22 protein-coding genes are annotated in these 26,270 nt (G+C 65.1%); 11 read left to right on the top strand and 11 right to left on the bottom strand.

The window, feature by feature from the left end:
- Window positions 1-19: 19 nt before the first annotated feature.
- From AB0H00_RS21930 to AB0H00_RS21915, 4 genes are all read right to left on the bottom strand, one after another.
- Window positions 20-913, bottom strand: coding sequence for a hypothetical protein (locus AB0H00_RS21930; protein WP_357269143.1), 894 nt, complete (start codon window positions 911-913; stop codon window positions 20-22).
- Between the two features lie 486 nt (window positions 914-1,399).
- Entirely contained in the window at window positions 1,400-2,251 is an 852-nt protein-coding gene (prcB, locus tag AB0H00_RS21925; RefSeq protein ID WP_357268934.1) for a proteasome subunit beta, read from the bottom strand.
- Between the two features lie 256 nt (window positions 2,252-2,507).
- Window positions 2,508-3,833, bottom strand: coding sequence for a family 1 glycosylhydrolase (locus AB0H00_RS21920; RefSeq protein WP_357268931.1), 1,326 nt, complete (start codon window positions 3,831-3,833; stop codon window positions 2,508-2,510).
- An 87-nt stretch (window positions 3,834-3,920) separates the two neighbouring features.
- On the bottom strand, window positions 3,921-4,718 hold the full coding sequence (locus AB0H00_RS21915; RefSeq protein ID WP_357268928.1) for a DUF2470 domain-containing protein: 798 nt from the start codon (window positions 4,716-4,718) through the stop codon (window positions 3,921-3,923).
- Window positions 4,719-4,818: 100 nt separating this feature from the next.
- Here AB0H00_RS21915 and AB0H00_RS21910 point away from each other — a divergent pair, with 100 nt between their 5' ends.
- Complete coding sequence (locus AB0H00_RS21910) at window positions 4,819-5,910, top strand: hypothetical protein (protein WP_357268925.1); 1,092 nt, start codon at window positions 4,819-4,821, stop codon at window positions 5,908-5,910.
- A gap of 158 nt (window positions 5,911-6,068) precedes the next feature.
- Here the strand turns inward: AB0H00_RS21910 and AB0H00_RS21905 are convergent, their stop codons facing one another.
- From AB0H00_RS21905 to AB0H00_RS21895, 3 genes are all read right to left on the bottom strand, one after another.
- Window positions 6,069-7,067, bottom strand: coding sequence for an SMP-30/gluconolactonase/LRE family protein (locus AB0H00_RS21905; RefSeq protein ID WP_357268922.1), 999 nt, complete (start codon window positions 7,065-7,067; stop codon window positions 6,069-6,071).
- A gap of 392 nt (window positions 7,068-7,459) precedes the next feature.
- Window positions 7,460-8,176: a metal-dependent hydrolase gene (locus tag AB0H00_RS21900; protein ID WP_357268919.1), complete on the bottom strand. Its 717-nt coding sequence runs from the start codon at window positions 8,174-8,176 to the stop codon at window positions 7,460-7,462.
- A gap of 426 nt (window positions 8,177-8,602) precedes the next feature.
- A complete protein-coding gene (locus tag AB0H00_RS21895) occupies window positions 8,603-9,124 on the bottom strand; it encodes an AAA family ATPase (protein ID WP_357269122.1) in 522 nt (173 codons plus the stop codon).
- Between the two features lie 733 nt (window positions 9,125-9,857).
- Between AB0H00_RS21895 and AB0H00_RS21890 the strand changes: the two genes are divergently transcribed.
- The 4 genes from AB0H00_RS21890 (at window position 9,858) to AB0H00_RS21875 (ending at window position 14,719) form a co-directional block, all read left to right on the top strand.
- On the top strand, window positions 9,858-10,796 hold the full coding sequence (locus AB0H00_RS21890; RefSeq protein WP_357268916.1) for a hypothetical protein: 939 nt from the start codon (window positions 9,858-9,860) through the stop codon (window positions 10,794-10,796).
- A gap of 511 nt (window positions 10,797-11,307) precedes the next feature.
- Entirely contained in the window at window positions 11,308-11,811 is a 504-nt protein-coding gene (locus AB0H00_RS21885) for a DinB family protein (RefSeq protein WP_357268913.1), read from the top strand.
- 447 nt (window positions 11,812-12,258) lie between these two features.
- Window positions 12,259-12,906, top strand: a complete 648-nt coding sequence (locus AB0H00_RS21880; RefSeq protein ID WP_357268910.1) for a response regulator transcription factor — start codon at window positions 12,259-12,261, stop codon at window positions 12,904-12,906.
- Between the two features lie 109 nt (window positions 12,907-13,015).
- On the top strand, window positions 13,016-14,719 hold the full coding sequence (locus tag AB0H00_RS21875; protein WP_357268907.1) for a GAF domain-containing protein: 1,704 nt from the start codon (window positions 13,016-13,018) through the stop codon (window positions 14,717-14,719).
- Between the two features lie 59 nt (window positions 14,720-14,778).
- Here the strand turns inward: AB0H00_RS21875 and AB0H00_RS21870 are convergent, their stop codons facing one another.
- Both AB0H00_RS21870 and AB0H00_RS21865 read right to left on the bottom strand, forming a co-directional pair.
- Complete coding sequence (locus AB0H00_RS21870) at window positions 14,779-15,279, bottom strand: universal stress protein (RefSeq protein ID WP_357268904.1); 501 nt, start codon at window positions 15,277-15,279, stop codon at window positions 14,779-14,781.
- Window positions 15,280-15,457: 178 nt separating this feature from the next.
- Window positions 15,458-16,453, bottom strand: a complete 996-nt coding sequence (locus AB0H00_RS21865; protein ID WP_357268901.1) for an NAD(P)H nitroreductase — start codon at window positions 16,451-16,453, stop codon at window positions 15,458-15,460.
- A gap of 159 nt (window positions 16,454-16,612) precedes the next feature.
- On the opposite strand from AB0H00_RS21865, the gene AB0H00_RS21860 reads away from it, so the two are divergent.
- The 3 genes from AB0H00_RS21860 (at window position 16,613) to AB0H00_RS21850 (ending at window position 20,253) form a co-directional block, all read left to right on the top strand.
- Entirely contained in the window at window positions 16,613-18,361 is a 1,749-nt protein-coding gene (locus AB0H00_RS21860; protein ID WP_357268898.1) for a GAF domain-containing protein, read from the top strand.
- Window positions 18,362-18,548: 187 nt separating this feature from the next.
- Window positions 18,549-19,139 carry a hypothetical protein gene (locus AB0H00_RS21855; protein ID WP_357269119.1) on the top strand — a complete coding sequence of 197 codons (591 nt, stop codon included), beginning with the start codon at window positions 18,549-18,551 and terminating at the stop codon, window positions 19,137-19,139.
- A 229-nt stretch (window positions 19,140-19,368) separates the two neighbouring features.
- On the top strand, window positions 19,369-20,253 hold the full coding sequence (locus AB0H00_RS21850) for an SGNH/GDSL hydrolase family protein (RefSeq protein WP_357268895.1): 885 nt from the start codon (window positions 19,369-19,371) through the stop codon (window positions 20,251-20,253).
- A gap of 388 nt (window positions 20,254-20,641) precedes the next feature.
- Here the strand turns inward: AB0H00_RS21850 and AB0H00_RS21845 are convergent, their stop codons facing one another.
- Entirely contained in the window at window positions 20,642-21,532 is an 891-nt protein-coding gene (locus AB0H00_RS21845) for an alpha/beta hydrolase (protein ID WP_357268892.1), read from the bottom strand.
- 125 nt (window positions 21,533-21,657) lie between these two features.
- On the opposite strand from AB0H00_RS21845, the gene AB0H00_RS21840 reads away from it, so the two are divergent.
- Window positions 21,658-23,514 carry a Na+/H+ antiporter gene (locus AB0H00_RS21840; protein ID WP_357268890.1) on the top strand — a complete coding sequence of 619 codons (1,857 nt, stop codon included), beginning with the start codon at window positions 21,658-21,660 and terminating at the stop codon, window positions 23,512-23,514.
- Window positions 23,515-23,524: 10 nt separating this feature from the next.
- Here AB0H00_RS21840 and AB0H00_RS21835 read toward each other — a convergent pair whose 3' ends face one another.
- Window positions 23,525-24,073 carry a TetR/AcrR family transcriptional regulator gene (locus AB0H00_RS21835; RefSeq protein ID WP_357268887.1) on the bottom strand — a complete coding sequence of 183 codons (549 nt, stop codon included), beginning with the start codon at window positions 24,071-24,073 and terminating at the stop codon, window positions 23,525-23,527.
- Here AB0H00_RS21835 and AB0H00_RS21830 point away from each other — a divergent pair.
- A complete protein-coding gene (locus tag AB0H00_RS21830; protein ID WP_357268884.1) occupies window positions 24,067-24,438 on the top strand; it encodes a hypothetical protein in 372 nt (123 codons plus the stop codon). The two genes, AB0H00_RS21835 and AB0H00_RS21830, sit on opposite strands and share 7 nt — an antisense overlap.
- On the top strand, window positions 24,435-26,246 hold the full coding sequence (fadD11, locus tag AB0H00_RS21825) for a fatty acid--CoA ligase FadD11 (protein ID WP_357268881.1): 1,812 nt from the start codon (window positions 24,435-24,437) through the stop codon (window positions 26,244-26,246). Before AB0H00_RS21830 ends, fadD11 begins: the two co-directional genes overlap by 4 nt.
- Window positions 26,247-26,270: the final 24 nt, after the last annotated feature.

Raw genomic sequence — 26,270 nt, 5'->3', positions numbered from 1 at the left:
GGCGGCACCTATCACCCTGCTAGCCGATGAGTATCGGGGTGCGAGTGGCCGAGCCGTCGGGGGTCTGGTGCAGCGGCGCGGCCAACGGATTCCGCACCCAGGTGACGTTCGCGATCACATCGTCGTCGAAGACCAGCTCCTCCCACAGGGCCAGGCCTTTGTCCGGTTCCGACGGTGTCTGCTCGATGTGTACGTCAACCGCGGCCACGGGCACGGGCTGCGACGCCGGCTGTGGTTCGGCGGCGCGCCACAGCAGGTTGGCCGCGTACCGGCGGGTGCCCTGAGCGAGCGCGGCTACCGCGGTACCGCAAGCCGTCAAGCCGCCGACCAACGCCGCGGGAGTCAAGCCTGCACTGGCGATGGGACGCGGATCGGCATCCGAAGCCGTCGACGCACCCAAAAGCCTGTCCATGATCGAGCCGAACCCTTCGTGCTGGACAGTCAGGCTGCGAAGTTCGGGTCCCTTGGCATCGAGATACATCAAGGTGATGAGGACCAGAAGCGCCACGGCCGCGCTGGAACCCATGATCAGACAGGAGAGCACCTCGGTGCGCAGCCGCCGGTGCGCTATCACCGCGAACACAGTTGTCACCATGGCGCCGCTCGCCAGCAAGCCCCAGACGCCGGTGATTTCCATGTTGCCGAAGCTGGACACGCCCCAGTCGCCGTAGCTGGCCGAGTCGTCGGCGCCACTGCTGGTGATCCCGTCTACCCGGCCGAAGGCGTCGGTGCTGACCCGGCCGCCCGAACCGGACGCCGAAAGCCACGGCTGGAACAACAGGATGAAGGTGACCACGCTTCCGACGGCGGCAAACAGATAGCCCCACTCCGATCGACGATCCTCCCCGCGTGGCGCCGCGCCGAGTGTCGGGCGGGCGGAGTTCTGGCTCCGACGGGATTGCGCTTCGTTCACTTGCCAAGGGGTTGGTTGTACCATTGCTCCAGTTTCGATGGTGTCGCGTGAATTATTCAGCCGCCCAAGGCAATAACGTCCATTTGGACAAATTGCCCCGTGGCTGGGAACACAGCTTTTCGGTGAGATGGAATTCGAATGGGCGACATCGGCCATCGACGTAAATTACGGTAAGTGCCGAGGCGGAACGGATCAAGCGTGATCGATCTCCCATGCGTTGTCGCCGGTCCCGACGCCGCAAACCAGCACTGTGATCCAACCGGCCGGTAACTTTTCACCGAGGGCGCTGATCTTGGCTTTTGCCTTTGCTCCCGGTTGCGAGCCCCTCGACATGCGAAGGGGCACGCCGGCTTCGATTTGCCACGCAACGCAATTCCTGTGACACGCTTAACATGTCAACTTTGCGAGTTCGATCACATTCGTCCTCGGATAAGCGGCGCGGTAGCGCGCATCAATCCTGGGCGCTTGACCGATTGTTGGATTGCGTCATGCGGAGCGCACGCCGTCGTCAGTGTCTTCCGCAGCAGCACGATCGCTGACGATCGCACGGGCGATCTCCGCAAGACGGTCACTGCCGACCTCGACGGCGCCCTCGGCGTCAACCACCACCGCGGTCGGATAGATATCACGCAGCAGATCCGGACCGCCCGTCGCTGTGTCGTCGTCGGCCGCGTCGAACAGCGCCTCCACGGCAATACGCAACGCCCCCTGCTCATCGATATCACGACGGTAGGTCTTCTTCAGCGCCGACTTCGCGAACAGCGAACCCGAACCGACCGCCGTATAGCCGAACCGCTCCTCGTAACGGCCACCCACCACGTCGAAAGACACGATCCGCGCGGCCTGCTCGGGATCGGTAGCATCCAGGTCGTAGCCGACCAGGAGCGGGACCACCGCCATGTCCTGCAGGGCGGCCGGCAGGTTGTCGCGCACCATCTTCGACAGCTTGTTGGCCTTGCCGTCGAACGTCAGCGACGCGCCCTCGATCTTCTCGTAGTGCTCGAGTTCGACCGCGAACAACCGGATCAGCTCCAGTGCCATACCGACCGTGCCCGCGAAACCCGCCGCCGAGTAAGTATCGGTGATGAAAACCTTCTCCATATCGCGAGTCGACAGCAGATGCGCCATGGTCCCCCTACGGTCACCGGCGAGCACCACACCACCGCGATAACCGACCGCCACGATCGTCGTCCCATGCGGCGCGATGTCCGCGCCGCCGATGCCTACAGCGTCGACACTCTTGTCAGGCAGCAACTCTGGTGCGTACTGGCGCAAGCACTCCGAAAAGGATGCCGCCGTGTAGTCCATGGCAAGCGGAAGATGGCTATCGGACCTCATCGATCACCTTTCCGGGTGGACCGTGCGTCACCCGCGAACGCGACACATGCTCTCAGCCGACGTTACCGCAGCCACGCACATCCCTCACCAAGTCGGCCGTCGCCGGATCTCCGGAGGTACCACAAACGCCACCCGTCACGATGCCAGCGCATTCGATCCGCACCGGGGACCGACTCGACAACACCCGTCCAGCACCGCCGGGCTGCGTCGACCCGAGCCGAAGAGCGCGCGTACCGCAAACGAGTTCGAAACCCATTCACTCCTCAGCGGATCCGTCCTCCGGGCACGCTTGCGGCGCATCGATCTGTAGGCAGGGAACCGGGGCGCGGGTCGGGAGGTAGGTTGCGTCGACCCCACCCGCACGGATAAGCCGGGTATACGCGTCGACCGCGTCGGTCGGGCGGCGAGTCAGTGTCGGATCGGTGAGCACGTCGACCGTGTAGAGACCGAACCGCGGCGCGTAGGAACCCCACTCGTAGTTGTCGGTGAGACTCCAATAGTTGTAGCCGATCACGTTCATGCCGTCGGCTCTCGCGCGTTGCAGCCAGTACACCGTGTCCCGCAGATGATCGGCACGGCTGTAACCGTCCGGACGAGCCTTCCCGTTCTCCGTCGGGATACCGTTCTCCACCACATACAGCGGCCGATCAGGGAACTGCCGCGCGTAATGCCGCAATGCGTAGTAGATACCCTCCGGCTGCACCGGCAACTCCCAGAGCGGTGGACCGCCCTCGGCACCACCCTGCGCTGATGCCCCGGTCTCCGGCAGCCGAGCGAAATAGTAATCGACGCCGACGAAATCCAACTTCGCCGCGATCCGATCGACGATCGGCTGATTGACCTCGGTCTCCGCACCCGCCACATAGCCCAGATTGCTGGTCACCTGCGCGTCCGGCTGGAACCGGTGGATGACATCGTAGATATCGTTGTGCGCCTGCGCGATCCGATCCAGCATCACCGGCGCCTCCTCGACACTGATCCCGCCGGTGCGCAACTCGGTGCCGACATACGCGGCCGGCTCGTTGAACGTCACCCACAGCGGATTGCGCGAGGCATAACGGTCCACCACCTTGCGCATGTTCGCCAACCAGTTCTCGACCATCCCCTGGTCGCGCCACCCACCACGCTCCAACGCCCAACCCGGATACACCCAGTGATCCAAGGTCAGCATCGGCCGCATACCCGCCGCGACGATCCGGGCGATCACGTTGTCATAGAAACCGAACGCCGCCTCGTCCCAGGTACCCGGCGCCGGCTGCACCCGCGCCCACTCGATACCGACCCGGTAGACCTTCACCCCAAGCCGTTCCGCTAGGCCGATGTCGGTGATATAGCGCCGGGTGAAGTCCACCGAATCGTGGTATGGGTCCGCCGTCTCACCCGAGGCAATATAGCGCCGCCAGTTGCTATCCGGTGCGTGCCCTTCGGACTGGAACCCGGACGCCGACACACCCCACAGGAAATCCGCACCGAGTTCCGGCACATGCCCAGGCGGCTGAGCAGCGGAAACGCCGGACGCCGTCAACACGGCCGCCGCGGCGAACGGCGCGGCCCACCCGCGCCGGCGTCTGCGTGTATGCATCGCCGTAGCGTAACTGTCAGATTGCTGACCTCAGGTGTAGAGCCAGCCGTGTCGCCGATCGCAGTACCGTCACGGTTCCGCGAGGACTCAATCCCGCCGCGATCGCCGCGCCAACTCCACAGTCGCCTCCCGCAACCGACCGATCGAACCAATCGGCGCCGCATAACCCACCCTCGTGCGTGCTACCCCACGCGGCGTCACCACCCGCAGATCCAACCCGTAGCGGTCGGCACGCTCACAACTCGCCTCGGTAGAATCGGGATAGCCGCCCCACGCCCGCGCTATGTCGAGCAACGCCTCGGCATGATCGTCGTTGAGATGCGCGATGGCAGGCGCCGCCACCGGCGCCACCGGGTCCGGCTCGGCCGCCGCGTAGTGCTCGGCGCTAGCCGAATCCATCCGGCCGTAACCGCCGACCCAGCGCACCCGCCGCACCCGCAACACCCACACCGAGAAATCGCTGTAGTCGATATACGTCCTCGCCGCCGGAACCGCCGCCAGATGCGCCTCCCGCGCGGCTACCGCTTCCACACCGACCGGACGCTCCACCACACCCGACAATGTGATCCTCGTACCCGCCAGCGGGTCCGCCGGCGGATCCGGCGCCACGATCGCCAGACTCGCCCGCGGATCGCCTTCCAGATTGCGGCCGTGCTCAGCCAACCGCGACACACACAGCACCGGCTGCCCGTCCAACAACCCATAGGTCACCAACGACGCCCACGGCGACCCGTCCTCGGCAAGGCTGGCCAATGTCGCGGTATTCGTCGCCGCCGCAACGGTTCTCGCCTCCTCCGCCGCCGTGGGACGAGCCGGATTCAGCAGCGGCGCCAGCGGCCGCGGAACCGAAGGAGCATCGCCGGGATCACCATGATCGAGAGTCATACCCCTATCTTCCCAGCATGCACCCGCGAAACGCGGCACGTCGCCGCGGGGCCGACCACTTGGCCGCGCGCATCCGCCACAGATCGAGCAGACTTGCCGGGTGACCCGATACGCATTCGACGCCGACCGAACCGCCCTCGTCGCCACCTGGGCAACCGGACGAGGCGACCTCGCCCAGTCCGTGGCCACGCTGCCTCCGCAGGTGACCACCGACCAGGCCACCGATCTGGCGTCGAACCTCACCACATTGTCGCGGTTCCAGTGGCGCACCTACACCCACCCGGCCAGCGCCGCAGGCGACCCCGATGTCCCCAACAGCGAGGCGTGGCGTCGCGCCGAGGAACGCAGGAACTTCAAAGAAGTCGAAGGCGCTTTGCGAACCCCCAACCTCCCCACCGAAGAAGGACTGCTCGTCTCCTACAGCGGCGTCGTCGAATCCGCACACTGCGTCGGACGCACCCTCCACGAGATCGGCGCCGACGCCCTGCGCGACACCGTGCTCGCCGAGGTCCGCACCGAACAGGTGGCCATCGAATCCGCCGAGCGCGGCGACCTCTCCGGCCGCGCACGCCAAGCGGTCGAACTGTCCCGGCCCGATGTGTCCCCGGCCCAAGTCCACGCCGCCGACGCCCTGCTGCGTTCCGACCCACTCGGCACCATCGAACTGTTCACCGAACTCGATCCAGCCTCCGCCTCCGTCGCCGCTGCCCACTGGCTCTACGCGGCGGCCGAAGTGGCGGGGGAGACCGCGAACGTTCCGACCACGGATGTCGTCGCGGAAGCCGACGACATCGAGGCGCTCCAGGTCGAGACCCCCACCCTGGTCCTCGAACGGCTCTGCGCCGGAGAGACCCCGACCGACGTGGTCGTCGACCTCATCGCCGAAGCCATGGCGGTGCACGAAGGACGCGTACCCACGCCTTGGGGCCTCGTCGCGCGGGTCGCCGACATCGAAGCGCAGGCACACAAATTCGGCGTCGACGCCGACACCCGCGACGCGATGCTCGCCGGCTTTCGCATCAGCCGGCTCGATCCCGCGCGCCCAGCCCTCGACCTCCTGGAAGACCTCCTCGACGGCATCCGTGGCTGCCAGCTGCTGTATGCCGCGCACACCGAAGAAGCCGACCCCGAATCCCAGTTCGCCGCCGACGTCCGTCTAGAAGCGGACGCCGACCCCGAAGACCTCCTCTGAACGACGAACGGGACATGGTGCGCAGCGAATCGACGTCCTGCCCAGCGGAGACTCACCGATGGTGTCATGGGCGGGGCGGAACCGAGGGCTGCGCTTCTGTCGTGAGCCAAGGCGGCATGGCCCCGTAGACCGCCCCGCGGTGGAGCGGGCGCGCCGGCTCAGGGCACCCGCGACACAGCCACCGCCGACTCGATGAGACTGCCCAGATACAGCACACCGTCCTGCTCCACCACACCGGTCACCATCGAGTAGTCGGTGCCCTCGATCTGGAGGTCGTGCACCACCTTGCCCTCGAAATCGACCGCCATTACCCAGACCGTTTTGGCCGGTTTGGGCTGCATCCACTCCGGAAGCGTCCATACGATGCGGCGCAGAATGCCCGGCAGCGGAAGAAGGCGATCCAGCAGCGGATTTCGCGGCGAGGGAAGGGCAATCCAAATCAGGCCGTCGCTGCCGAGGCCCATGTTGTCCGGGAATCCCGGCAGATTCTCGATCAGCCGATCGCAGGTTCCCGCCTCGGGCCCGGTCAGCCAGTATCGAGTCACGCGGTAGCCCCCGGTCTCGGCGACCACCACGCAGGAACGGTCGGGTGCGAGAACGACGCCATTGGCGAACTGGAGGTCGTCGATGAGGGTCTCCACCTTGCCCGCAAGGTCGCGGCGGAATAGGCGGCCGGTCCCGGAATGCTCCAAGATGTCGCCCATGTACTCGTCGAGCGAGTACCGGCGCGATGACGAGGAGAAGTAGATCGTCCCGTCGGTATCCCGAACCACGTTGCTGGCGAATCGGAGTCGTTCACTGTCGATCTCGTCGACCAGTACGGTGAGTTTGCCGTCGGGGGTCAGCTCCAGGAGCCCTAGCTCGAAATCGCAGATCAGAATGCGGTCGTCGCCGTCGGCGTGTAGGCCGAGCGGGCGGCCGCCGGTGTTCGCGAGTTCCCGCACGTCACCGGTCGCCGGATCGATGCTGAGGATCGCTCCGTTCTCCGTGCCTGCGATCAACCTGCCGTCGGGGGAGAGCACCACATCCTCGGGGCCTTTGCCGGGCAGCTCTAATCGCTTCACTGCGGGAAGTGGTGGGACGCTCCGGGTTCGGCGTGCGCGGGCCGGAGCGTGCGGAGGAGTCCAGCGCTCCGGCCGCATTGTCGATGGGAGCATGGAATCAGGGTAGCCGGGAGAGTGCGGAGTTCCGTGGGAAATAGTGGCAGGGAAGGTGGCGCCCACGGCCCCAGGTGGGCGAAGCCCAGTGCCGGAGCCGGTGTCAGCCAGCGAGCTATAAAACATGTCCTTACGTAGATATGCGCATCTAACAATGAATCACCTTTCACTGATCGATCACACTCAGTCCACTTCACCAAAAACGCAACGAGGCCAGGGGCATCCAGCTCGGTCGTCTCACAATGAGGCAGGGGAGCGCCAGGGCGGCCACGTCTGGACTTTGCTTGTAGATCGCCGACGATGCATCGGAGAGTCTCTGGGAATCGCCTGGCATCCGGAGTTTGTTCGTCACCTACCGTTCGATGACGGAGCACGCGTCCGACGACGCGGTGTCAGGGCTGGTGTGTAATCGTGTACCAGAGAATGGCAAGGGTGCCGAGTGTGAACAGCGGTGACACGATCCAGATTTCGACTTTGTTCCCGGTTCGATCGATGATCGGGAAGCGGACGCGGATGTCGAAGGGCCAGAACAATCGACATCCATGGTCGGTGAGGCAGTCGCCGATCAGGTGGGCCAGCGCACCGAGGCCGACGGCAAATGGCAACCACACCGGCTTGTCCGCGATCCAATGGTCCATCGCGAAGGTTCCCGCAGCGGCCAAGACGACAATGGGTCCCCACGCTTTGAAGCTGTGGCCGGACGGACACAGGTGCAGTGCGCGGACGGCCAGCGCCAGCAGGAAGAACACGAGACCCAGGGTGAACCATCGTCCGAGCCAGTGCTCGCCGGCCCAGGTGCCGTAGGCGACTGCCGCGACGAACGCCAATGAGTGTGTGGCGTGACGGTGGCCGCCTGAGATCCAGGAGATGAGCTTGCACGCGGAGTGTGTAATCGGACCCAGTGCGTGGGCGATCGTTCCATCGGGGTGGTCCGCGTCGGGGAGTAGTGCCGCTCCAGCGGTGAGGAAGACCCCGAGCAGCAGGTCGACGATGCCGAGATGTCCCGTCGCATCCTGTAGAGCTGGATAGGTCAGCACCGTAACCGGAAGCGCCGCGGCCGCCGCCGACCAGGCCAGGGCGCCACTGGTCGCATGTGAATGTCCAAGCACCGGCCGAACATTAGTTCAACCTCGTATGGGCGCGCGAACGGCGTTGTGCGGTGGCGAAAGGTGAGTGGGGAACTTGCCGACCTGGCTGGCTCACCTGAATGACGCTGGTGCCCTGGGTTATTGCTCTCGTGTTGCGGACTAGGGGAGGGGTGTGGAAACCCGGTGCGTACGTTGCGCGTTGCAGGTGCTCAGGGCGGAGCCTGGGCAGGTAACGACGGTGCGTTCATCGATCCGAATGTAGACGTTCCTGAATCGTCCGAGACGCCGGATGCGGGGCTGTTCTTTTGGATCACTTCTATGGTACATCTAGATACGTACATCTGCGCATATAAGCATGTGTCCTGTATTCGAATCAACCCACTTCTAAAAGAAGAAACGGCCTAGACACTCAGAAACGACCCCGAGCTGCAAACTTTCGGTTTCGCGCTACAGCACATCATCGATGACGACCGTCGCCGCCGCCATGACCTGCCGTGCAAGGTCCGCGCAGTCCACCGGCGCGTTGGTATCGATGGAGACGACGGGGGTGAGGGCGATCGGTTCGGCGAGTCGCGCCCATCGGTTCCAGTCATGGGAGAGGTGGGCGTCATCGTGGTATAGCGCGGCGCGGGTACGGCCGCGGTATCGCGCCAATGCGACATCGGGAGGCGCCGCACACCAGACTTCGACGGCTCGCGTCGCGCCGGAGGTATTGATTCCGTTCGCGAGGAACCGTGAATCACGCGGTTTGAACCACCAGGAGTCGACCACTACTACGCCTGGTAGCGCGGCACTCAGCGCCCATGTTGCGTCCATCGCGATCGCTCCGAGATTCGGTATCACAGACGCATTGTCGAGCCCGGAACCCAACGCCTCCTTGATGATGTCCTTCGAGATGAGATGCGCGCCGAGCTCCTGTGCCAAGGTCGGCGCGAGGGTCGACTTCCCGGAACCGGGCAGTCCGTTGATCAGGATGAGCAGGTCGCAGATGGTGACGAGACCTCCGGTGAGCGCCGAATCTATGACAGGCAGAAACCTTATTGTGCAAGTCGATTCGTGCCCACCCGGAATGGCGTAGCTCCTGGCGGTGGGAGCGTCGCTGCTCGTCGACGATCGGCGGGCCGCCGCGAACCATTTGTTCGAGACCTCGTCTATCGCCGGACAGCGTTGAACGGTTGGAAGACTCGCAGGGAGCAGTACCGCTACGAGACCAGGCCGTCGCGCTGGAACAGAAGTGTGCGCTGCGCATAGCCGACGGAGGTGGCCGATCTGCTCGACGATGTTCTATCGGATCGCGCCCAATCCACGGACTCCACAAATGATCTGAGCACGTGCGATGCCTCCCGCATCCTGGCTGCGAGCGAAATTGGTCCACCGCAGCATCGCCGGATTCCTGCGGCCGAGCCGCGCTCGACCACTTCCCAAATGTGGGGAACTTCATTGCGCGACCGCGCTTACGCTGCATCGCGTAGCGCGACCTCATCGCGAGCCTGTGACCCGACCGCGCACCATCGCTCGGTCTCGCGCAGAGTGGGACGGTGCGTGGCAACAATCCGGTCTCGACCAGGTCGGCTCGACCAGCGGTAAGCGATGTTAGGAGGTTGTTGTGGGTAGGGGTCGCGGAGTTCATCTGTGCGGCAGCGTTCCGTTGGCGGATGCGCAGACGGTGTTCTCGGAAGCAGCGCAGCGGATAGGTTCTCGATTGAAGCGCATTCCGGATGGTGAGACAGGAGTGCGTGACAACTGGGTGGTGTGGCAGCTGCCCAAGATGCAGGCACACCCGGACCTGGAAACCGTTCCGCCGCCGAGCCCGGAATACGGGCCGAGCGAGCGAGTGCAACCTAAACCGGGCGTAGACGGGGCATCAATAGACTTCGGCCCCTTGGGCTATGCCGACGCCGCCCTGGAGTCGTGGCAGGTCTTCCGGCGGCTGCGGGAGGAAGGTGTGATCCCGCAGGGTACCCGATTCCAGGTGTGCCTACCGACGCCGATCGCGGTGATCGGGGCGTTCGTCGCGGGACCGCAGGGGGAGTTGGAGGGCAGGTACGAGGCGCAGCTGCGCAGCGAGCTGGCCCATATCGTCGACGGCATTCCGGCGGAAGACCTTGCGGTGCAATGGGATACTGCGGTCGAGTTCGCCATCTTCGAAGGCGTGTTCCCGTCCTGGTTCGGCGGCGACTATCCGACTCAGCTCGAGGAAGTCGCACAGCGGCTGGTCCGGTTGGGTGCCGCGGTTCCGGAGCCGGTCGAACTCGGATACCACCTGTGCTACGGCGACTTCGGCCACCGCCACTTCGCCGAACCCGCTGATACCGGGCGGCTGGTCTCGGTCGCGACCCGAATTCTTTCTGGGTTGGGCAGGCGCGTCGATTGGATCCACATGCCGGTTCCTCGGTCGCGTGCAGACGCCGACTACTTCAAACCCCTCGCCGATCTCGAGCTGCCGCCCGAAACCGATCTATACCTCGGCTTGGTGCACGCCACCGACGGTCGAGACGGTGCACTGCGCCGGATCGAAGCCGCCCGCACCGCCGTCGCGGACTTCGGCATCGCCACCGAGTGCGGCATGGGCCGCCGGCCGGCTGACCAGATCCCGGCGCTGTTCGAATTGCATGCGGAGCTGGCTGACACACTTTCTTGATCCGGACCGCATGGCGTTGATCGGCATGGTCACAGGTCCACGCGAATGCATGGCACCCCGTGAGCTGACATAGCTCACGGGGTGCCGCACTGTGATCAGGCGTAGACCTCGGCGCGAGCGCAGCTGCGAGTTGGAACCGAAGACTAGTTCGCCGGGCCGTCGACGCGGGGCGGACCACTGGCCGTCGTCGGCCCTTGGGCTGGTGATCCTGCATATTCGCGTTGATCGTATTCGACTGCTCCGAATCTCGCCCGGAATCAAGATCTACGGCCTACTGACCCTAGGTAGCAGGCCTTCTGACAGGCCTGGGCTGCGGCATCGATGCAGGCCCGCATCGCCCACTCTTGGTTGAATCCGCGCGGCGAGCGCTTCTCTCTTTCCCGGTCGTTCCCTGACGCCGGACGCTTCGTCTATCCCGAGATCTATCGCCGCACCGCCGCCTTGTGTCGTGCAGCCGGACCGATACAGACCGCACAGGCCTCAATCACACAACAGAATGGAGTGAAAACCCATGAGTACCCTCCGAATCACCAACGGCACCGAGCGAGCGATCATCGAGAACATGCTCGACCGCAACCGCGAAGCACTTATCGAGACCGTACGCGGTTTGTCTGACGTGGACGCCCGCCGACGACTCGTTACGTCGCTGACGACACCGATCTCATTGATCAAGCATGCTGCCGCCGCGGAACGGATCTGGTTCCAACGGTTCTGGGCGGGACTCGACAAATTCGAATGCGACGGATACTCCGACCGCGACGAGGGCACCTTCGCCGTCGCCGATGACGAGTCGCTGAGCGACGTCATCGCCGAGTTCGAGCGCGCAAGCCAACGATCACGAGTGATCGCGTCCCGCTTCGACCTCGACGACACCAAGGACAATCCCCGCGAGGGCAAGGTCAGCATGCGATGGACCCTGCTCGCCATGATCGAGGAATTCGCCAGGCACGCAGGTCACGGCGACATCCTCCGGGAACAGATCGGTAAGGGCGCACTCCGGCGCCCGAACCCGTAGAACTTCGGGGCTATCCGGACCGTCCGTGGCCCACTTGACATAATGTTGATTATCGGCGGAAGAACCGGCCGAGTTCATTGGTGCATCCGTGATGCTGCGCGCGTTGGATGTGCTGAAATCTGAGAGCAATGAGAGCTGAGATTTTATTCGGTTGATCTCGAGTCTCCGAGCGAGTTCGAAGTGGGTCGGATTGACCGTTGGCGCACGCATGTATGTATGCATAGCTATGCATACAATTCTGTCACTGTGACGAATGTTGTGGTCTGGTTCCCTCTGTCGCGTGGACGAAATTATCGTGTCTTTTTTGTGGGGCGCGCGTGCCTGCTATCGGCGCAGAATAGTCATGACAGCGGACGGCAGGCAGGTACCGGCTCACGGTCGAAATCCGGCGTGCCTACTGCGCGCTCCATAGTCCGGGATGATGTCGATTGAGAAAGAGGTGTACCCATGGTCACGGTGTTCTTGGTCGACGACCATGAGATCGTCCGCCGCGGGGTCGGTGATCTCATCGGTGTGGAGCCGGACCTCGAGGTGATAGGTGAGGCGAGCAGTTACTCACAGGCGCTGGCGCGGGTTCCCGCGTTGCAGCCCGACGTCGTGGTCCTCGACGTGCGGCTACCCGATGGCAACGGCATCGAACTGTGCCGGGAGCTACTCTCGGCGAACCAGGATCTGCGCTGTCTCATTCTGACGTCGTTCACCGACGAGCAGGCGATGCTCAACGCCATCCTGGCCGGAGCCAGCGGATATGTCGTCAAGGACATCAAAAGCCTCGAACTGATCGATGCCATTCGTGAGATCGGGGCAGGCAAATCGCTGCTCGACAACCGCGCCGCCGCCGCGCTCATGGTCAAGCTTCGCTCGGAGGCCGAGGAAAAGACCGGCCCGCTGGCGAGCCTCACCGACCAGGAGAGAACGCTGCTCGCCTTGCTCGGCGAGGGGCTGACCAACCGGCAAATTGCCGGTCGGATGTACCTGGCCGAGAAGACCGTCAAGAACTATGTGTCGCGATTGCTGACCAAGCTCGGGGTGGAACGACGTACTCAGGCAGCGGTGCTGGCCTCGAAGCTCAACCGACCGGACAGATCGGACTAGCCAGCCGCCTGCCCAGGTTTCCAGTGCTCAGCGGTCAGATCCAGGCATCGAGCGTGGAAGAATGCCGGATATGGAACGACAGCCGTCCGGGACAGGCCCGAATGGCCGGATGGCGGTAACCGAAACGCTGTCCCAGTTGCGGCTGCGCGAGCTGCTGATCGAAGTTCAGGAGCGGATCGCGCTGATCGTCGATGTGCGCGATCGGATGGACCGGCTGGTCGAGGCGATGTTGGTGATCACGGCCGGACTGGACCTCGACAACACGCTGCGCACGATCGTGCACGCCGCCATCGAACTCGTCGATGCCGGGTACGGCGCGCTCGGGGTCCTGGAGGCCGACAGGGCAAGCAATCAACTCGCCGAGTTCGTCTACGAAGGGATCGATGACCGGACTCGTGTGTTGATCGGAGACCTTCCGCGTGGCCACGGAGTGCTCGGTCTGCTCATTCAGCAGCCGAAACCTCTTCGGCTGCTGAATCTTTCGGACCATCCGTCCTCGGTCGGCTTCCCGGAGCATCATCCACCGATGCACACGTTTCTCGGTGTGCCGGTGCAGGTGCGTGGCGAGGTCTTCGGCAATCTCTATCTCACCGAGAAGGCGGGAGGCCAGGAGTTCACCGAAGACGATGAGGTCGTGGTGCGGGCACTCGCCGCGGCCGCGGGCATCGCCATCGAGAATGCCCGTCTCTACGAGCAGTCCCGTTTGCGGCAGCAGTGGCTGGAGGCGACCTGGGATGTGGCGACCGAGTTGCTGGCGGGCGGCGAGCCGGGAGAGGTCCTTGATCTTGTCGCCGAGCGAGCACTGACGCTCACAAAGTCCGCATACACGTTTCTCGCTTTGCCTGAGGACACGGACATCCCCCACGATGAGGTGACCGAGCTGGTCGTGGTCTCCGCGGCGGGAAGCGGCTGCGAGGAGCTCATTGGGCGGCGGATACCTCTCGAACAATCCGGTGCCGGCGAAGCCTTCCGGGACGGGCGCATGATCGCGGTCGACAAGCGGTCCTACTTCCAGCTCTTCGGCTCTACCCAGCTGGGTCCAGCGCTGATCCTTCCGCTGCGGGCCGGACGCTCAGTCCTCGGTGTGCTGATCACTGTTCGGCCCGCCGACGCGACGCTCCTCGCCGCCCCTGCCGATTCGATGATGGCCGCGATCGCCGACCAGGCAGCACTGGCGCTGCGACTGGTCGACACTCAGCGCCGGATGCGGGAGCTCGACGTGCTATCCGATCGCGACCGCATCGCCCGAGGCCTGCACGACCACGTCATCCAGCGACTGTTCGCGGTCGGGCTTTCTCTCCAGGGAACGGTGCAGCGGGCACGGGCGCCGGAAATCAAGGCCCGGCTGATGGAAACCGTCGACGATGTCCAGGCGATCGTGCAGGACATTCGCCATTCGATCTTCGACCTGCAGAGCAACTCGGCAGTGGATTCCTCGAAGTACCGCAAACATGTGCACGGCATCATCGTCGACATGACCGCCGAGAGTGGACTACGTACCACCGTGCGATTGGCTGGGCCCGTCACCGTCCTGGCGCCCCCGTTGTCCGATGATGTGGAGGCTGTCCTTCGAGAAGCGGTCAGCAACGTGGTGCGGCACGCTTCGGCAACCACCGTGTCGGTCGAATTGCGGGTACACGATGACGTCACGATCGAAGTGACCGACGACGGGGTCGGTCTACGCGACGACATCACCCGCCGCAGCGGATTGGCGAATCTGGCGACGCGAGCGGAGCAGGCGGGTGGCTGTTTCAGTATCGAGAGCCGTCCGTCCGGCGGCACCGTCCTGCGCTGGTCGGCGCCACTACCCTAGCTCGCCGGCCGCGTGGTTTGTGACCGAGGACCGGTGCTATGTCACGGAGAATTCATGACCTACGGGGCTGCGCCGGTGGACGATGCCTGCGATGTCGTGGATGACCGCGAGTGGATGACCACGACTGGGCAGTGTGCGTGCCGGGTCACCGCGGTGCTGACCGAGCCGAGCGGCGCGCGGTGGAAGGCGCTGAGGCCCCGGCTGCCGACCACCAGCATTTTCACTTGTTCCGACCGAGCGATCAGTGTGGGAACTGGGAGGTCGAACGACACCTCTGTGGTGAGCACGAGTTCGGCATCCGGCACCGCGGCTCGCGCGATCCTGCTGGCTTCTGTGACGATCCGCTCGCCGTCGCGGCGCATGGACTCCATGTCCGACTCGCTGGGTGTCATGCCGGGACCGAAACCGCTGGGAAGTGCTATCGAGGTGAGAATGTGCAGTTGTCGGCGGTGCATGGCAGCCTCGACCGCTGCCCAGGCCACCGCTTGATACGAGCTGGCGGATCCGTCGACGGCTGCGATCATTTGCGGGGCGGACTGTGAGGCAGCGGAGTCGGCCATGGGGTTTACCTATCGTCGTCGGGTTCGCTATCGAGAATTCCCGCAGGGTCTGGTGCGTGGCAGAGACGAAAGTCCCTCGCTGGGCGGCCACCGGTCCTCGGTTGCCCACTGCGACGCGGTTTGCGCCATTGGTCATCGAGGGGCAATTGAAAGGCTCACTCGCAACGGAAGGCGCTGCTCAGTGGGCGGTGGTTTCCTCGGCGTCGAACGGGTCCAGCAGTTCGTCGACCGTTCGTCGTGGCGGCATCGGCAGCGGCGGGGTGTCGTCGGGCAGCCAGCCGATTCTGATGATGGCTTGCGGGAAGGTGGCGTCGTCGAGCACGCCGTGGCGGATCTTCTTGCGCAGTTCGGGAATCTGTAGCGGCTCGGTCAGCAGGCAGGTGGCCAATCCGACATTCGTGGCGGTCAAGAGGACCGCGCTCGCCGCTTCTCCCGCGCGCAGTCGCGACAGCCGGTCGTCGGCCGCTGTGCCGAGCACCAGCAGTTCGGCGTAGTCGGGTTCGCGGATGGAATCGACCAGCCGTGGCGGGGTGAAGACTTGGCTCGGCGTCCTCTGGCTGGTGTGGGGTGGCGGGGTGTCGCGTGCCGGTGCACCGTCGGTGGTGTCGTGCTTGCCGCTCCATGCCGCCAGCTCGAGTTGATAGTCCGGGTCTTCTGGGTGTTGTCGTGCCGCCGCGTTCATCGCCTCGACGAGCCGGTTGCGTGATTCGTATGCGGCCTGGCGAATGACGCCGCCGAACTCCGCGGCGCGTTCGGTGACGAGCCCGAGATAGCCAGGCGGTAGAGGCTTGGAGCTGTAGTTCCTGCGGTCGGTTCGTCTGTCGGTGATCGCGGCACTCAGCGCGATGTCGGTCATGGTCGGCCGGTTCGGGACGAGTTCGATCGAAGCCAGGTGATTGCGATCGGCGGGATTCGGCAGTCGGTGCACGACAGCTGACCATCCCATGGCGGCGAGCGCGATCCGCAAGTGGTGCAGTGCGGTCCCGCAGCTCAGTACGAGATCACGCTGATCGGGATCGGTCGGGGTCAGCGCTCGAGTCGGGTCGAGATGGATGTGCACGCTGCGCTCGCCGATGCGGAACCGCCACGGCTGAGTGTTGTGTACCGACGGTGCCCGTACCGCGAGCGCGAGCGCCGCCTTCATGGTGTGATCGTCGGGCAGTCGGTGATCCATCTGTCGTCCATCTCTCCTTCGTCCGCATCCGATACCTACGTTGCCACCGGTGACGTGCTGTCGGTAAGAGCAGGACGTCCTCTACTGATGGGACGGACTTCCACTGTGGTGACCTCCTGTTGGGTGGCTTCTGCTGGGGGGCATGAGAGAATTCCGAGCATGGAACGCCAGCGGTCCGAGACCGGTTCCAGTGACTGGTTGCCGGTCAGCGAGGCCCTGTCTCAGCTGCGGCTACGTGAGTTGCTCCTCGAGGTCCAGGACCGGATCGCGCAGATTGTCGGCGTCCGCGACCAGATGGACCGGCTCATCGAGGCCATGCTCGTTATCACCGCTGGATTGGATCTCGGCAACACGCTGCGCTCCCTCGTGCACGCCGCTATCGAGTTGGTCGACGCACGGTATGGCGCCCTCGGCGTCCGCGAAACCGAAACGGCCGCCAACCAGCTCGCGGAGTTCGTTCACGAGGGCATTGATGACCGTACCCGGGTGTTGATCGGTGATCTTCCTCGTGGCCACGGTGTGCTCGCCCTACCGTTCGATCAACCGAAACCTGTTCGGCTGGCTGATCTTTCGGCTCATCCCTCGTCGGTCGGCTTTCCTGCACATCATCCGCCGATGGGTACATTTCTCGGTGTGCCGGTCAAGGTCCGCGATGAGGTGTTCGGCAATCTTTACCTCACCGAGAAGGTAGGCGGCCAGGAGTTCACCGAGGACGATGAGGTCGTCGTCCAGGCTCTCGCCGCGGCCGCGGGCATCGCGATCGAGAACGCCCGGTTCTACGAACAGTCCCGGATCCGCCAGCAGTGGCTGGAAGGGATCCGCGACGTGTCGACCGAACTGCTCGCGGGCGGCGAGCCCGGCGAAGTGCTCGACCTCATCGCACAACGCGCGTTGACACTCACGGACTCTGCCTGTACGTTTCTGGCCCTGCCCGACGACCCCGATATCCCTTATGAAGAAGTGACCGAGTTGGCGGTGGTCGCGGCTGCGGGCGTGGAAGCCGACGTGCTGATCGGGCGGCGGATCCCGATCAGCGAATCTCATTCCGGCACGGTTTTCCGGGAAGAGCATGCCTTGTCCGTCGACCGGCTGCTGCACAATGTGCTGTTCGGCTCTGCGGCGGCACTCGGCCCGGTGCTGGTCCTACCGTTACGAGCCGCGAACACCACCATCGGTGTACTCGCTACCTTGCGGCCTGCCGGTGCGCCGCGCTTGGACACTGCGGCGCAGTCGATGATGGTGGCTTTCTCTCATCAAGCCGCGCTTGCGCTGCACTTGGCGGACACGCAACGGCGGATGCGGGAGCTGGACGTGCTTTCGGATCGTGACAGGATCGCGCGCGATCTGCACGATCACGTCATGCAGCGACTTTTCGCGGTGGGCCTGTCGCTGCAGGGCACTTTGCGCCGGGCCCGTGCGCCCGAAGTCGAGGCCCGGCTTACTGAAACCATCGACGACCTGCAGGCCATCGTGCAACATATCCGGCACTCGATCTTCGATCTGCAGAGCAGCACCTGCGCCACCAAGACCCCCACTTTCCGTAAGCGACTGCATGACATTGTCGCCGAGGCGACCGCCGACGGCAGCTTACGTACCACGGTGCACCTGGCCGGTCCTGTTTCCGTACTGGCGCCGCTGTTGTCCGAGGACGTCGCGGCGGTGGTGCGCGAGGGGACGATCAACGCTGTCCGGCATGCTGCCGCGACCTTGGTTTCGGTCAGCCTCACAGTGGGTGACGACATCGTTATCGAGGTGATCGACGACGGGACCGGCGTTCCCGATGACCTTAGGTGGCACAGCGGGCTGGCCGATTTGGCGGCCCGTGCGGAGCGCGCGGGCGGTAGTTTCGGCATCGAGAACAGCCCCACCGGGGGAACCGTGCTGCGCTGGTCTGCGCCGTTGCCGTAGCCGGTAGCGCACGTGGCTGATTACGAACCGCATGAGCGGTGTGGGTGGGGCGGGTGGCGGTAGCGTTTTACAGTCCAGTAGTTGGTAGGTGGCTCTGTTTTGGCGGTCCAGTTTTCGGCATGCTCGGTCGGTGCTGGTTCGTCGGGTGGTCGCGTTGTATGTCGGGTTGTGGTTGTACGGGTTCTCGATGGCCGTGATGGTGCGGGCGGGGCTCGGACTGGATCCGTGGGATGTGTTTCATCAAGGGGTGGGGCGGCATGTCTCGATCAGTTTCGGGGCGGTGACGGCGGTGACCGGTGTCGCGGTGTTGCTGGCGTGGATCCCGTTGCGGCAGTTGCCCGGATTGGGAACGGTGAGCAATGTGGTGGTGATCGCGCTGTCGGTCGACGTCGGCCTGGGGTGGTTGCCGCCGTGGGAGGCGCTGCCGGTGCGGGTGGGGGTGATGGGCGCAGCGGTGATGCTGAACGCGTTGGCCAGTGTGTTGTATATCGGCGCGGGCATGGGGCCGGGGCCGCGGGATGGATTGATGACTGGACTGGTTCGCCGGACCGGTAAATCGGTGTGGGTGGTGCGTACGGCGATCGAGGTGACGGTGTTGTCGACGGGGTGGGTTCTCGGCGGCAGTGTCGGTATCGGGACGCTCGTGTACGCGTTCGGGATCGGTCCGCTGATTCACCTGCTGATTCCGGGGGCGAATCGGTACCTGCCCGGATTTCGTGTTCCGTCGAAGGAGGAATCCGTCACCAGCAGGGTGCCCGACTGTGTAGCTGAGAGGTGACTCCCCTACTTGGTCTCCGGGGACGGCTGCGATTGAACGTCGCAATGAGCAATGTCGGCGCCTGGGCTGGTCGGTCACGTCGGTGGTCCAGTCCACGATTTGCACTGAAACGTGCTGAGCCCGGCGCGATCTGGAGGCTGCGCGTGAATGCTGGATAGTGAGATGCTAGGTTCACTAGTATTGTACGAACGTCCAAGTTTGCTGAAAGTCGGCTAGGTGCGGAGGCTGTATGGGTGGGAGGGTGCGCGCGGTGGTGGCATGTGCGGCGATCGGCGCTGCTGTCTCGGGCGTGCAGGTGTCGGCTTCCTCGGCGGCTCCCCTATTCGGTGAGTACGTCGCTCTGGGAGATTCGTGGGCGGCCGATGCCTCGTTGAGTCAGCCGACCGACGAGTTCGTGCCGATCGGGTGCGCACAGAGCCGGGCCGACTACGCCAAGCAGGTGGCCGCGGCACTGGCGATACCGGTGTTTCGGGACGCGACCTGTGGCGGGGCGACGACCGCGCATATGGCCTCTGCGCAGAGCACTGTGAGTGGAGTGAACGCGCCGCAGTTCGATCGCCTCACCGCATCGACGGATCTGGTGACCCTCGAAATCGGCGGTAACGACGCGGGATTGGCCACCACGGTCCAGCGCTGCCTGACCGCCGACCCTGCGGTGTCGCCCTGTCTGAATACGCTGGTGGTCGACGGCGTGGATCGGATGTCGGCCAGCATCGCCGCGGTCGCGCCGAAGGTGACGGCGGTGATCGAGGGCGTCCGTGCGCGGTCGCCGCGTGCGCGAATTCTGCTGCTGGACTACTTCGCGGGCGTCGGCACCGGATCTGGTTGCTTTCCGGCTGTCCCGATCTCGGATGCGGACGCCAACTGGCTGGGGCACAAGTTGATCGAGCTGGACGCGATGCTGGCGCGAGTGGCGCGGACGACCGGTGTGGAGTTCGTCGACTCGTACGCCACGAGCATCGGGCACGACGCGTGCCAGGCGCCAGGGACGCGGTGGGTGGAGGGGCTGATCCCGTTCTCCAGTGATCCGGTGGGCCCGGCGGTGCCGTTCCACCCGAACCAGCTGGGCGCCGATCATCAGGCCAGGAGTGTGATTGCGGCCTTGGCTGGTTGATTCGGGACGAAAAGCGCAGCTACCCCGCCATTCAGCCACTGCGGAATCCTGGTCAGGGTCGAGGGCGACCAGGTGACGCGGATCGAAGGGAATCCGCAAGACGTGTTGTCGAACGGGTATATCTCCCAAAGGCGACGGCGATGGGTGGGCTGCATCATGACCCCGACCGGTCGCGCACCCCGGTGCGGCGAGTGGGTGAGTTCGTCCGAGCCGAATCGGATCAGTCCGTTGCAGGTGGTTTCGTTGGTGGTGTTGGCGACCGACGGATAGGGAGGATCTGCCCTCGCTCACACGTGGACAGATCCTCCCGGTTCACACGACCGGGTTCCACGCAACCCGCGGTGCGGTCGTCCATATGTCCCGTACGCGCATCCTCGATGGCGCGGGTTCAGCCGACCCGGTTGCCGTGAAATTCCAGGAACGCCGTCAGCATCTCCTTCGGCGCCTCGAGCTGGGGGTAATGGCCGATCCTTGGCAGCTCCACCACGTCCGGGTCGGGGATCAGCTCGCGGAAGCGGCGCACCATATGTGCGCCGGAGACCGGGTCGAGCAGGCCGTCGATGAGCCGGATCGGGACCTGCGCCTGCTGCAGCGCGCCGACCCAGCGTTCCCGATGCTTGCGGCGCTCGGCCATGTAGTGGATCAGCTTGTGCCCGTTGCGTTTACCATGCTTGCTGCACCACAGCAGCCAGAACTGGTTTGCTTCGGTGTCGCTGGGTTTGGTGTCGGGGCCGAACACCGCGGCCAGGCTGTGGCCGAAGGTGCGCTCGCTGCCGAGTACCCCGACTGCCGGTCCCAGTGGGCTAGCCAGCAGCCGCTGTATCGGGCGTGGTCGGTGGGCTTCTGGGAACAGGCCGCCGTTGAGCAGGCACACCGATTCGATCACCAGTGATTCGTCGCCTGCCGCACGGCGTTCGGCGTCGCGGGCCAGCAGTTCCTGTGTGACCGTGTCGCCGTAGTCGTGGGCGAGGACGTGATACCGGCCGACGCCTTGTTCGCGCAGCAGGTTTTCGTGGATGTCGGCCTGGTCGCCGATCGTGTAGTTGTAGTGGCGCGGTTTCGCCGACCAGCCGAAACCGATCATGTCCGGGGCGATGACCCGCGCGAAGCGTTCGCACAGACCGGGCCAGACAGCGTGCCAGTCCCACGACGCGGTGGGAAATCCGTGGATACAGACGAGCGTGCCTTCGGCACCTCCGCCGCCGTCTCGCCAGAAGATCTGGTGACCGCGGTGGGTGTGCCGTCGTCCATTCGCCCGCCAGGACGCAAACTCCTCCATGCCTACCTCCCTTTCGCCGACAAGCATGGCGCGTGGACGCGCCGGGCACAGCCGTTCCGCCGACCGCGCACGTGTCATCTACCGCGCGGCCGGTTGCCGATCGTGCGCTCTGCGAGAATGCAACGGTGCATGTCGCGATCGGCCTGGTTGTTCTCGTCGCGTCGGCGGCCGCGTTGGCGGCGCTGGCGCGTCGGTTCGGGGTGTCCGAACCGTTGGTACTGACGCTGGCCGGGGTGGCGGCGTCGTATCTGCCGTTCGTGCCGGAGATCCACCCGGATCCGGAGATCATTCTGCTCGGTCTGCTGCCTCCATTGCTGTATACCGCCGCGATTCGCACGTCGCTGGTGGATTTCCGCGCCAATGTGCGCGCCATAGTGCTGCTGTCGGTGGGGTTGGTGCTGTTCAGCACGTTCGTCGTAGCGGCGGTGGTGTGGTGGCTGCTTCCGGTGCCGTTCGCGGTCGCGGTCGCGTTGGGTGCTGTGGTGGCGCCGCCGGACGCGGTGGCCGCGACGGCGGTGGCGCGCCGGATCGGGATGCCGCGGCGGATCGTGACGATCCTGGAGGCGGAGTCGCTGTTCAACGACGCGACCGCGTTGGTGGCGTTGCGCACCGCGATAGCGGCGTCGGCAGGCACCGTATCGGTGTGGCAGGCCGGCGGTGACTTCCTGCTCGCGACGTGTGGTGGCGCGGCGGTCGGCATCGTCGTCGCCTACCTGCTGGCGATGCTGCGGCGGCGCATCACCGACCCGGTGCTCGACACGACGCTGTCGTTCTTGGCTCCGTTCGCAGCGTATCTGCCCGCCGAGGGCATCCACGCCTCGGGGGTGATCGCCGTCGTCTGCTGCGGCATGATCCTCGGCCACGGCGCACCGGTGTGGCAGAGCGCGGCGTCGCGGATCTCCGAGCGCATCAACTGGCGGACCATACAGTTCATCCTGGAGAGTTCGGTGTTCGTCATAATCGGGTTACAGGTGCGCGCGATTGTCGAGGGTGCGTGGAGCAGCGGACTGGACCACCGCACTCTGGTGTCGGCGGCGATCATGGTGCTGGCGGTGACGATGCTGGCGCGGCCGCTGTGGGTGTTTCCGTCGACGCTGCTGTCACGCAGGTTCGGGAGGACCGACGATGTGCCGTTGACGCACCCGGTTGTGGTGTCGTGGGCGGGGATGCGCGGCGTGGTGACATTGGCGGCGGTGCTGCTGTTGCCCGAGGACACTCCGCAATTGCCGGTGCTGAAACTCCTCGCGCTGGTCGTGGTGGCAGGAACGCTGCTGTTGCAGGGGACGTCGCTGCCATGGCTGATGCGGTGGCTGCGGCTGCGCGGGCCCAGCCGCGCCGAGGATGCGTTGCAGAAGGCCAACCTGCTGCAGCAATCCACCGCGGCGGGTCTGGCCGCGCTCGATGCGGCGATCACGCCGGATACCCCGCCGGCGGTGGTCGAGATGCTGCGCGACCGCGTGACCTGGAAGAGCAACGCCGCGTGGGAGCGGCTCGGGCGCGGCGAGTCGGAACTGGCCACCCCCACCGCCGAGTACCGGCGGTTGCGGCTGGAGATGCTGCGCGGCGAACGCGAAATCGTGTTGCGAGTGCGGGATTCCGGCGCGGTGGACTACGAGATCCTCCAGCACGTTATGGCGCAGCTGGATCTCGAGGAGTCGATGATCGACCGCTTCGACGAGGCCGAGGAAGAGCGCGTCGAACCGCTGGCGGGCCCGGTGGCCGACGACAACTGCGCGCATCTGCGTGCCATGCCGCTGGTGCGTGAGGCTGCTGGGGCCGACGAGTGTGCCGAATGTGTGGCCGAGGGGCTGGCGTGGGTGCATCTGCGAATGTGCCTGTCCTGTGGGCACATCGCGTGCTGTGACTCGTCGCCGGGCAATCATGCGACCAAGCACTTCGCGGGCAGCGGGCATCCGGTGATGCGCAGCGTAGAGCCGGGTGAGGCGTGGCGGTGGTGCTACGTGGACGAGCTGCTCGGCTAGCGGCCGGGTCTCAGCGCTGGGAGTGTGAGTAGATCAGGCGCGCGTATTCGGTGAGCAGCCCATCGAGCGACAGCTCCTCGCCGCCCGCGGCGATCTGCTGGTACCCGACCAGCATCGCCATGCCCAGCGAGGTCACCACGGTGGTCGTGTCGTCGTCGCCGACGACACCCTTGATCGCCTTGTGCACGGTGCGCCTGCGGGATTCGTCGACGCGTTTGAGGGCGAGATTGACCGATTCGTCATTGGCGGCCCACGCGCGGATCGCGGCCTCGGCGGCATGGTGCAATCCGGCGGCGAGAACGGACATGGCGCGGATGTCGTCGTCGGGGTTGCCCTGGTTGAACTTCAGCGTCCGCAGGATGCGGACCTGACGGTTCTCCCAGTGGTCGAGCAGGGCATCGACGAATCCTTGCCAGCTGCCGAAGTGATGGTAGAACGAGCCGCTGGTGACGCCGAGCCGCCGACATAGCACGCCGATGTTGAGGCCCTTGAACCCGAATTCGGCGAGCACCTCCAGTGCGGTGTCGAAGTACTGCTCTTTGGTGACCACACGTGACATTCGCGGCGCCGTTCTGTTCGTTCGAGCCGGACTTGACGCACCGTACAGTACCCCATCGTCGCGCCGCTCGGGCCGAGCTCAGCGAAGTTCGCGGCGCCCATATTCGGGCGCGGCCTCAGCAGCGGACCGAATCCCCGCCGCGCGTTCGCGTGTGCCTCGCTGTCGATCATGGTGAGGGCGACTACATCAGCGTGCTGCTCGCGGCCGACGAGCTGATCCGAGCCGCATATTTTTGCTGGGTGGACGACCTCGACATCGACATAGGGTGGGAACGAAAGCCCAAAACGGTCGAAAAGGCCCCCGCGCGTCAGCCGGGCACTTACGGTCTGGGAAAGTCAGGTGTACTGAACGAGGTTGTGGGATGAGCGAACCGAATACGTCCTGTGCCGCATTCCAGCGCAACGCGGTGATCGATCCGGCCGCGGTGGCCGTCCGATCCATCGGCGGTGATCACACGCTTACCTGGCGGCAGTACGCCGACCAGGTTCGCGAGGTGGCCGCCGGGCTGCATGCGCTCGGGATCGGCCGCGGCGACACCGTCGCGCTGATGATGGGTAATCGAGTGGAGTTCTATCCCGTCGAGGTCGGCGTCCAGCACACCGGCGCGACCTCGTTTTCGGTGTACAACACCCTCGCCCCCGAGCAGCTGAACTACGTGTTCGAGAACGCGGGCAACCGGGTGGTGATTTGTGAGCAGCAGTACGTTGAGCGCATCCGCCGCTCCGGCGCGCCGATCGACACCATCATCTGCATCGATGGCGCACCGGAGGGCACGCTCGGCCTCCACGAGCTGAAAGCCATGGGCAGCGGCGATTTCGATTTCGAGGCTACCTGGCAGGCCGTGCGGCCCGATGACATTCTCACCCTCGTTTACACCTCCGGCACCACCGGAAACCCGAAGGGTGTCGAGATCACGCACAGCAACCTGCTGGCCGAAGCGCGCGCGTTCCACGCCGTGCTTCCGGTGGTGTTCGGTGATCGCCAGACCTCCTACCTGCCCTCGGCGCACATGGCCGACCGGTTCTGCTGTCTGTACTTGCAGCAGGTCTACGGCATTCAGATCACGGTGGTGCCCGACCGCTCGCTGCTGCCTGCCGCGTTGGTCGATGTGCATCCGACGATCTGGGGCGCGGTGCCGAGAGTGTGGGAGAAGTTGAAGGCGGCCATCGAGTTCGCGGTCGCGAACGAACCGGACGAGACCACCCGGGTGGGGTTGCAGTGGGCGTTGGGGGTGGCGGCGCGCAAAGCCGACGCGCAGCTGAGTGGTACGGCGATCGGTGCCGAGCTGGCCGCGGAATGGGCGGAGGCCGACCAGCGGGTGCTGTCGGCGTTGCGCGCGAAAATCGGTTTGGACCAGCTGAAGTGGGCCATGTCCGGTGCCGCGCCGATTCCGCCGCAGACGCTCGGGTTCTTCTTCGGGCTAGGCATTCCGATCTCGGAGATCTGGGGCATGTCCGAACTCACCTGCGTGGCCAGCGCCTGCCCGCCCGCCCAGGCGCGCCTGGGCTCGGTGGGCCGGATGCTGCCCGGGATGCAGTGGCGGATTGCTGAGGACGGCGAATTCCTGGTGCGCGGGCCGCTGGTGATGAAGGGCTACCGCAAGGAACCGCACAAGACCGCCGAGGCACTCGACGCCGACGGTTGGCTGCACACCGGCGATATTCTCGCCGTGGACGACGGCGGCTACCTGCGCGTGGTCGACCGTAAGAAGGAGCTGATCATCAACTCCGCGGGAAAGAACATGTCCCCCGCCAATATCGAGAACGCCGTCAAAGCCGCGACCGCGCTGGTCGGTGCCATCGCCGCGATCGGCGATGCCCGCCCTTACAACACGGCGCTGATCGTCATCGACGCCGAGACCGCGGCGCTGTACGCCGCCAGGCACGGTTTGCCGGACGCGTCGGCGCCAGCTCTGGCCGCCGATCCCGGTGTGCTGGCCGAGATCGCACGTGGCGTCGCGGCGGGCAATGCGACCCTGTCGCGTGTGGAGCAGATCAAACGCTTCACGGTGCTGCCCACCTTTTGGGAGCCGGGCGGAGACGAGGTGACGCTGACGATGAAGCTGCGGCGCAAGCCGATCTCGGCCAAATACGCCGAGGAGATCGAGCGGCTCTACGCCGAGAAGCCGGGCGACACGGTGCACGAACCAGCCGCAGCGCAGGTGGCGCGGTAGGAGAGGTGCGTCGACGGTAAGAGC

The organism is Nocardia sp. NPDC023852, from assembly GCF_040639505.1.
In the GTDB taxonomy this organism is placed as follows: domain Bacteria; phylum Actinomycetota; class Actinomycetes; order Mycobacteriales; family Mycobacteriaceae; genus Nocardia.
This window is presented reverse-complemented; position numbering and strand designations above follow the sequence as displayed.

Bases quoted from the DNA above. Each gene is read 5' to 3' on its own strand.
- AB0H00_RS21855 (WP_357269119.1), top strand. From the start codon at position 18,549: ATGGCCGTGATGGTGCGGGCGGGGCTCGGACTGGATCCGTGGGATGTG.
- AB0H00_RS21865 (WP_357268901.1), bottom strand. From the start codon at position 16,453: ATGGATCACCGACTGCCCGACGATCACACCATGAAGGCGGCGCTCGCG.
- fadD11 (WP_357268881.1), top strand. From the start codon at position 24,435: ATGAGCGAACCGAATACGTCCTGTGCCGCATTCCAGCGCAACGCGGTG.
- AB0H00_RS21870 (WP_357268904.1), bottom strand. From the start codon at position 15,279: ATGGCCGACTCCGCTGCCTCACAGTCCGCCCCGCAAATGATCGCAGCC.
- AB0H00_RS21860 (WP_357268898.1), top strand. From the start codon at position 16,613: ATGGAACGCCAGCGGTCCGAGACCGGTTCCAGTGACTGGTTGCCGGTC.
- prcB (WP_357268934.1), bottom strand. From the start codon at position 2,251: ATGAGGTCCGATAGCCATCTTCCGCTTGCCATGGACTACACGGCGGCA.
- AB0H00_RS21835 (WP_357268887.1), bottom strand. From the start codon at position 24,073: ATGTCACGTGTGGTCACCAAAGAGCAGTACTTCGACACCGCACTGGAG.
- AB0H00_RS21885 (WP_357268913.1), top strand. From the start codon at position 11,308: ATGAGTACCCTCCGAATCACCAACGGCACCGAGCGAGCGATCATCGAG.
- AB0H00_RS21920 (WP_357268931.1), bottom strand. From the start codon at position 3,833: ATGCATACACGCAGACGCCGGCGCGGGTGGGCCGCGCCGTTCGCCGCG.
- AB0H00_RS21905 (WP_357268922.1), bottom strand. From the start codon at position 7,067: ATGCTCCCATCGACAATGCGGCCGGAGCGCTGGACTCCTCCGCACGCT.
- AB0H00_RS21875 (WP_357268907.1), top strand. From the start codon at position 13,016: ATGGCGGTAACCGAAACGCTGTCCCAGTTGCGGCTGCGCGAGCTGCTG.
- AB0H00_RS21845 (WP_357268892.1), bottom strand. From the start codon at position 21,532: ATGGAGGAGTTTGCGTCCTGGCGGGCGAATGGACGACGGCACACCCAC.
- AB0H00_RS21850 (WP_357268895.1), top strand. From the start codon at position 19,369: ATGGGTGGGAGGGTGCGCGCGGTGGTGGCATGTGCGGCGATCGGCGCT.
- AB0H00_RS21880 (WP_357268910.1), top strand. From the start codon at position 12,259: ATGGTCACGGTGTTCTTGGTCGACGACCATGAGATCGTCCGCCGCGGG.
- AB0H00_RS21915 (WP_357268928.1), bottom strand. From the start codon at position 4,718: ATGACTCTCGATCATGGTGATCCCGGCGATGCTCCTTCGGTTCCGCGG.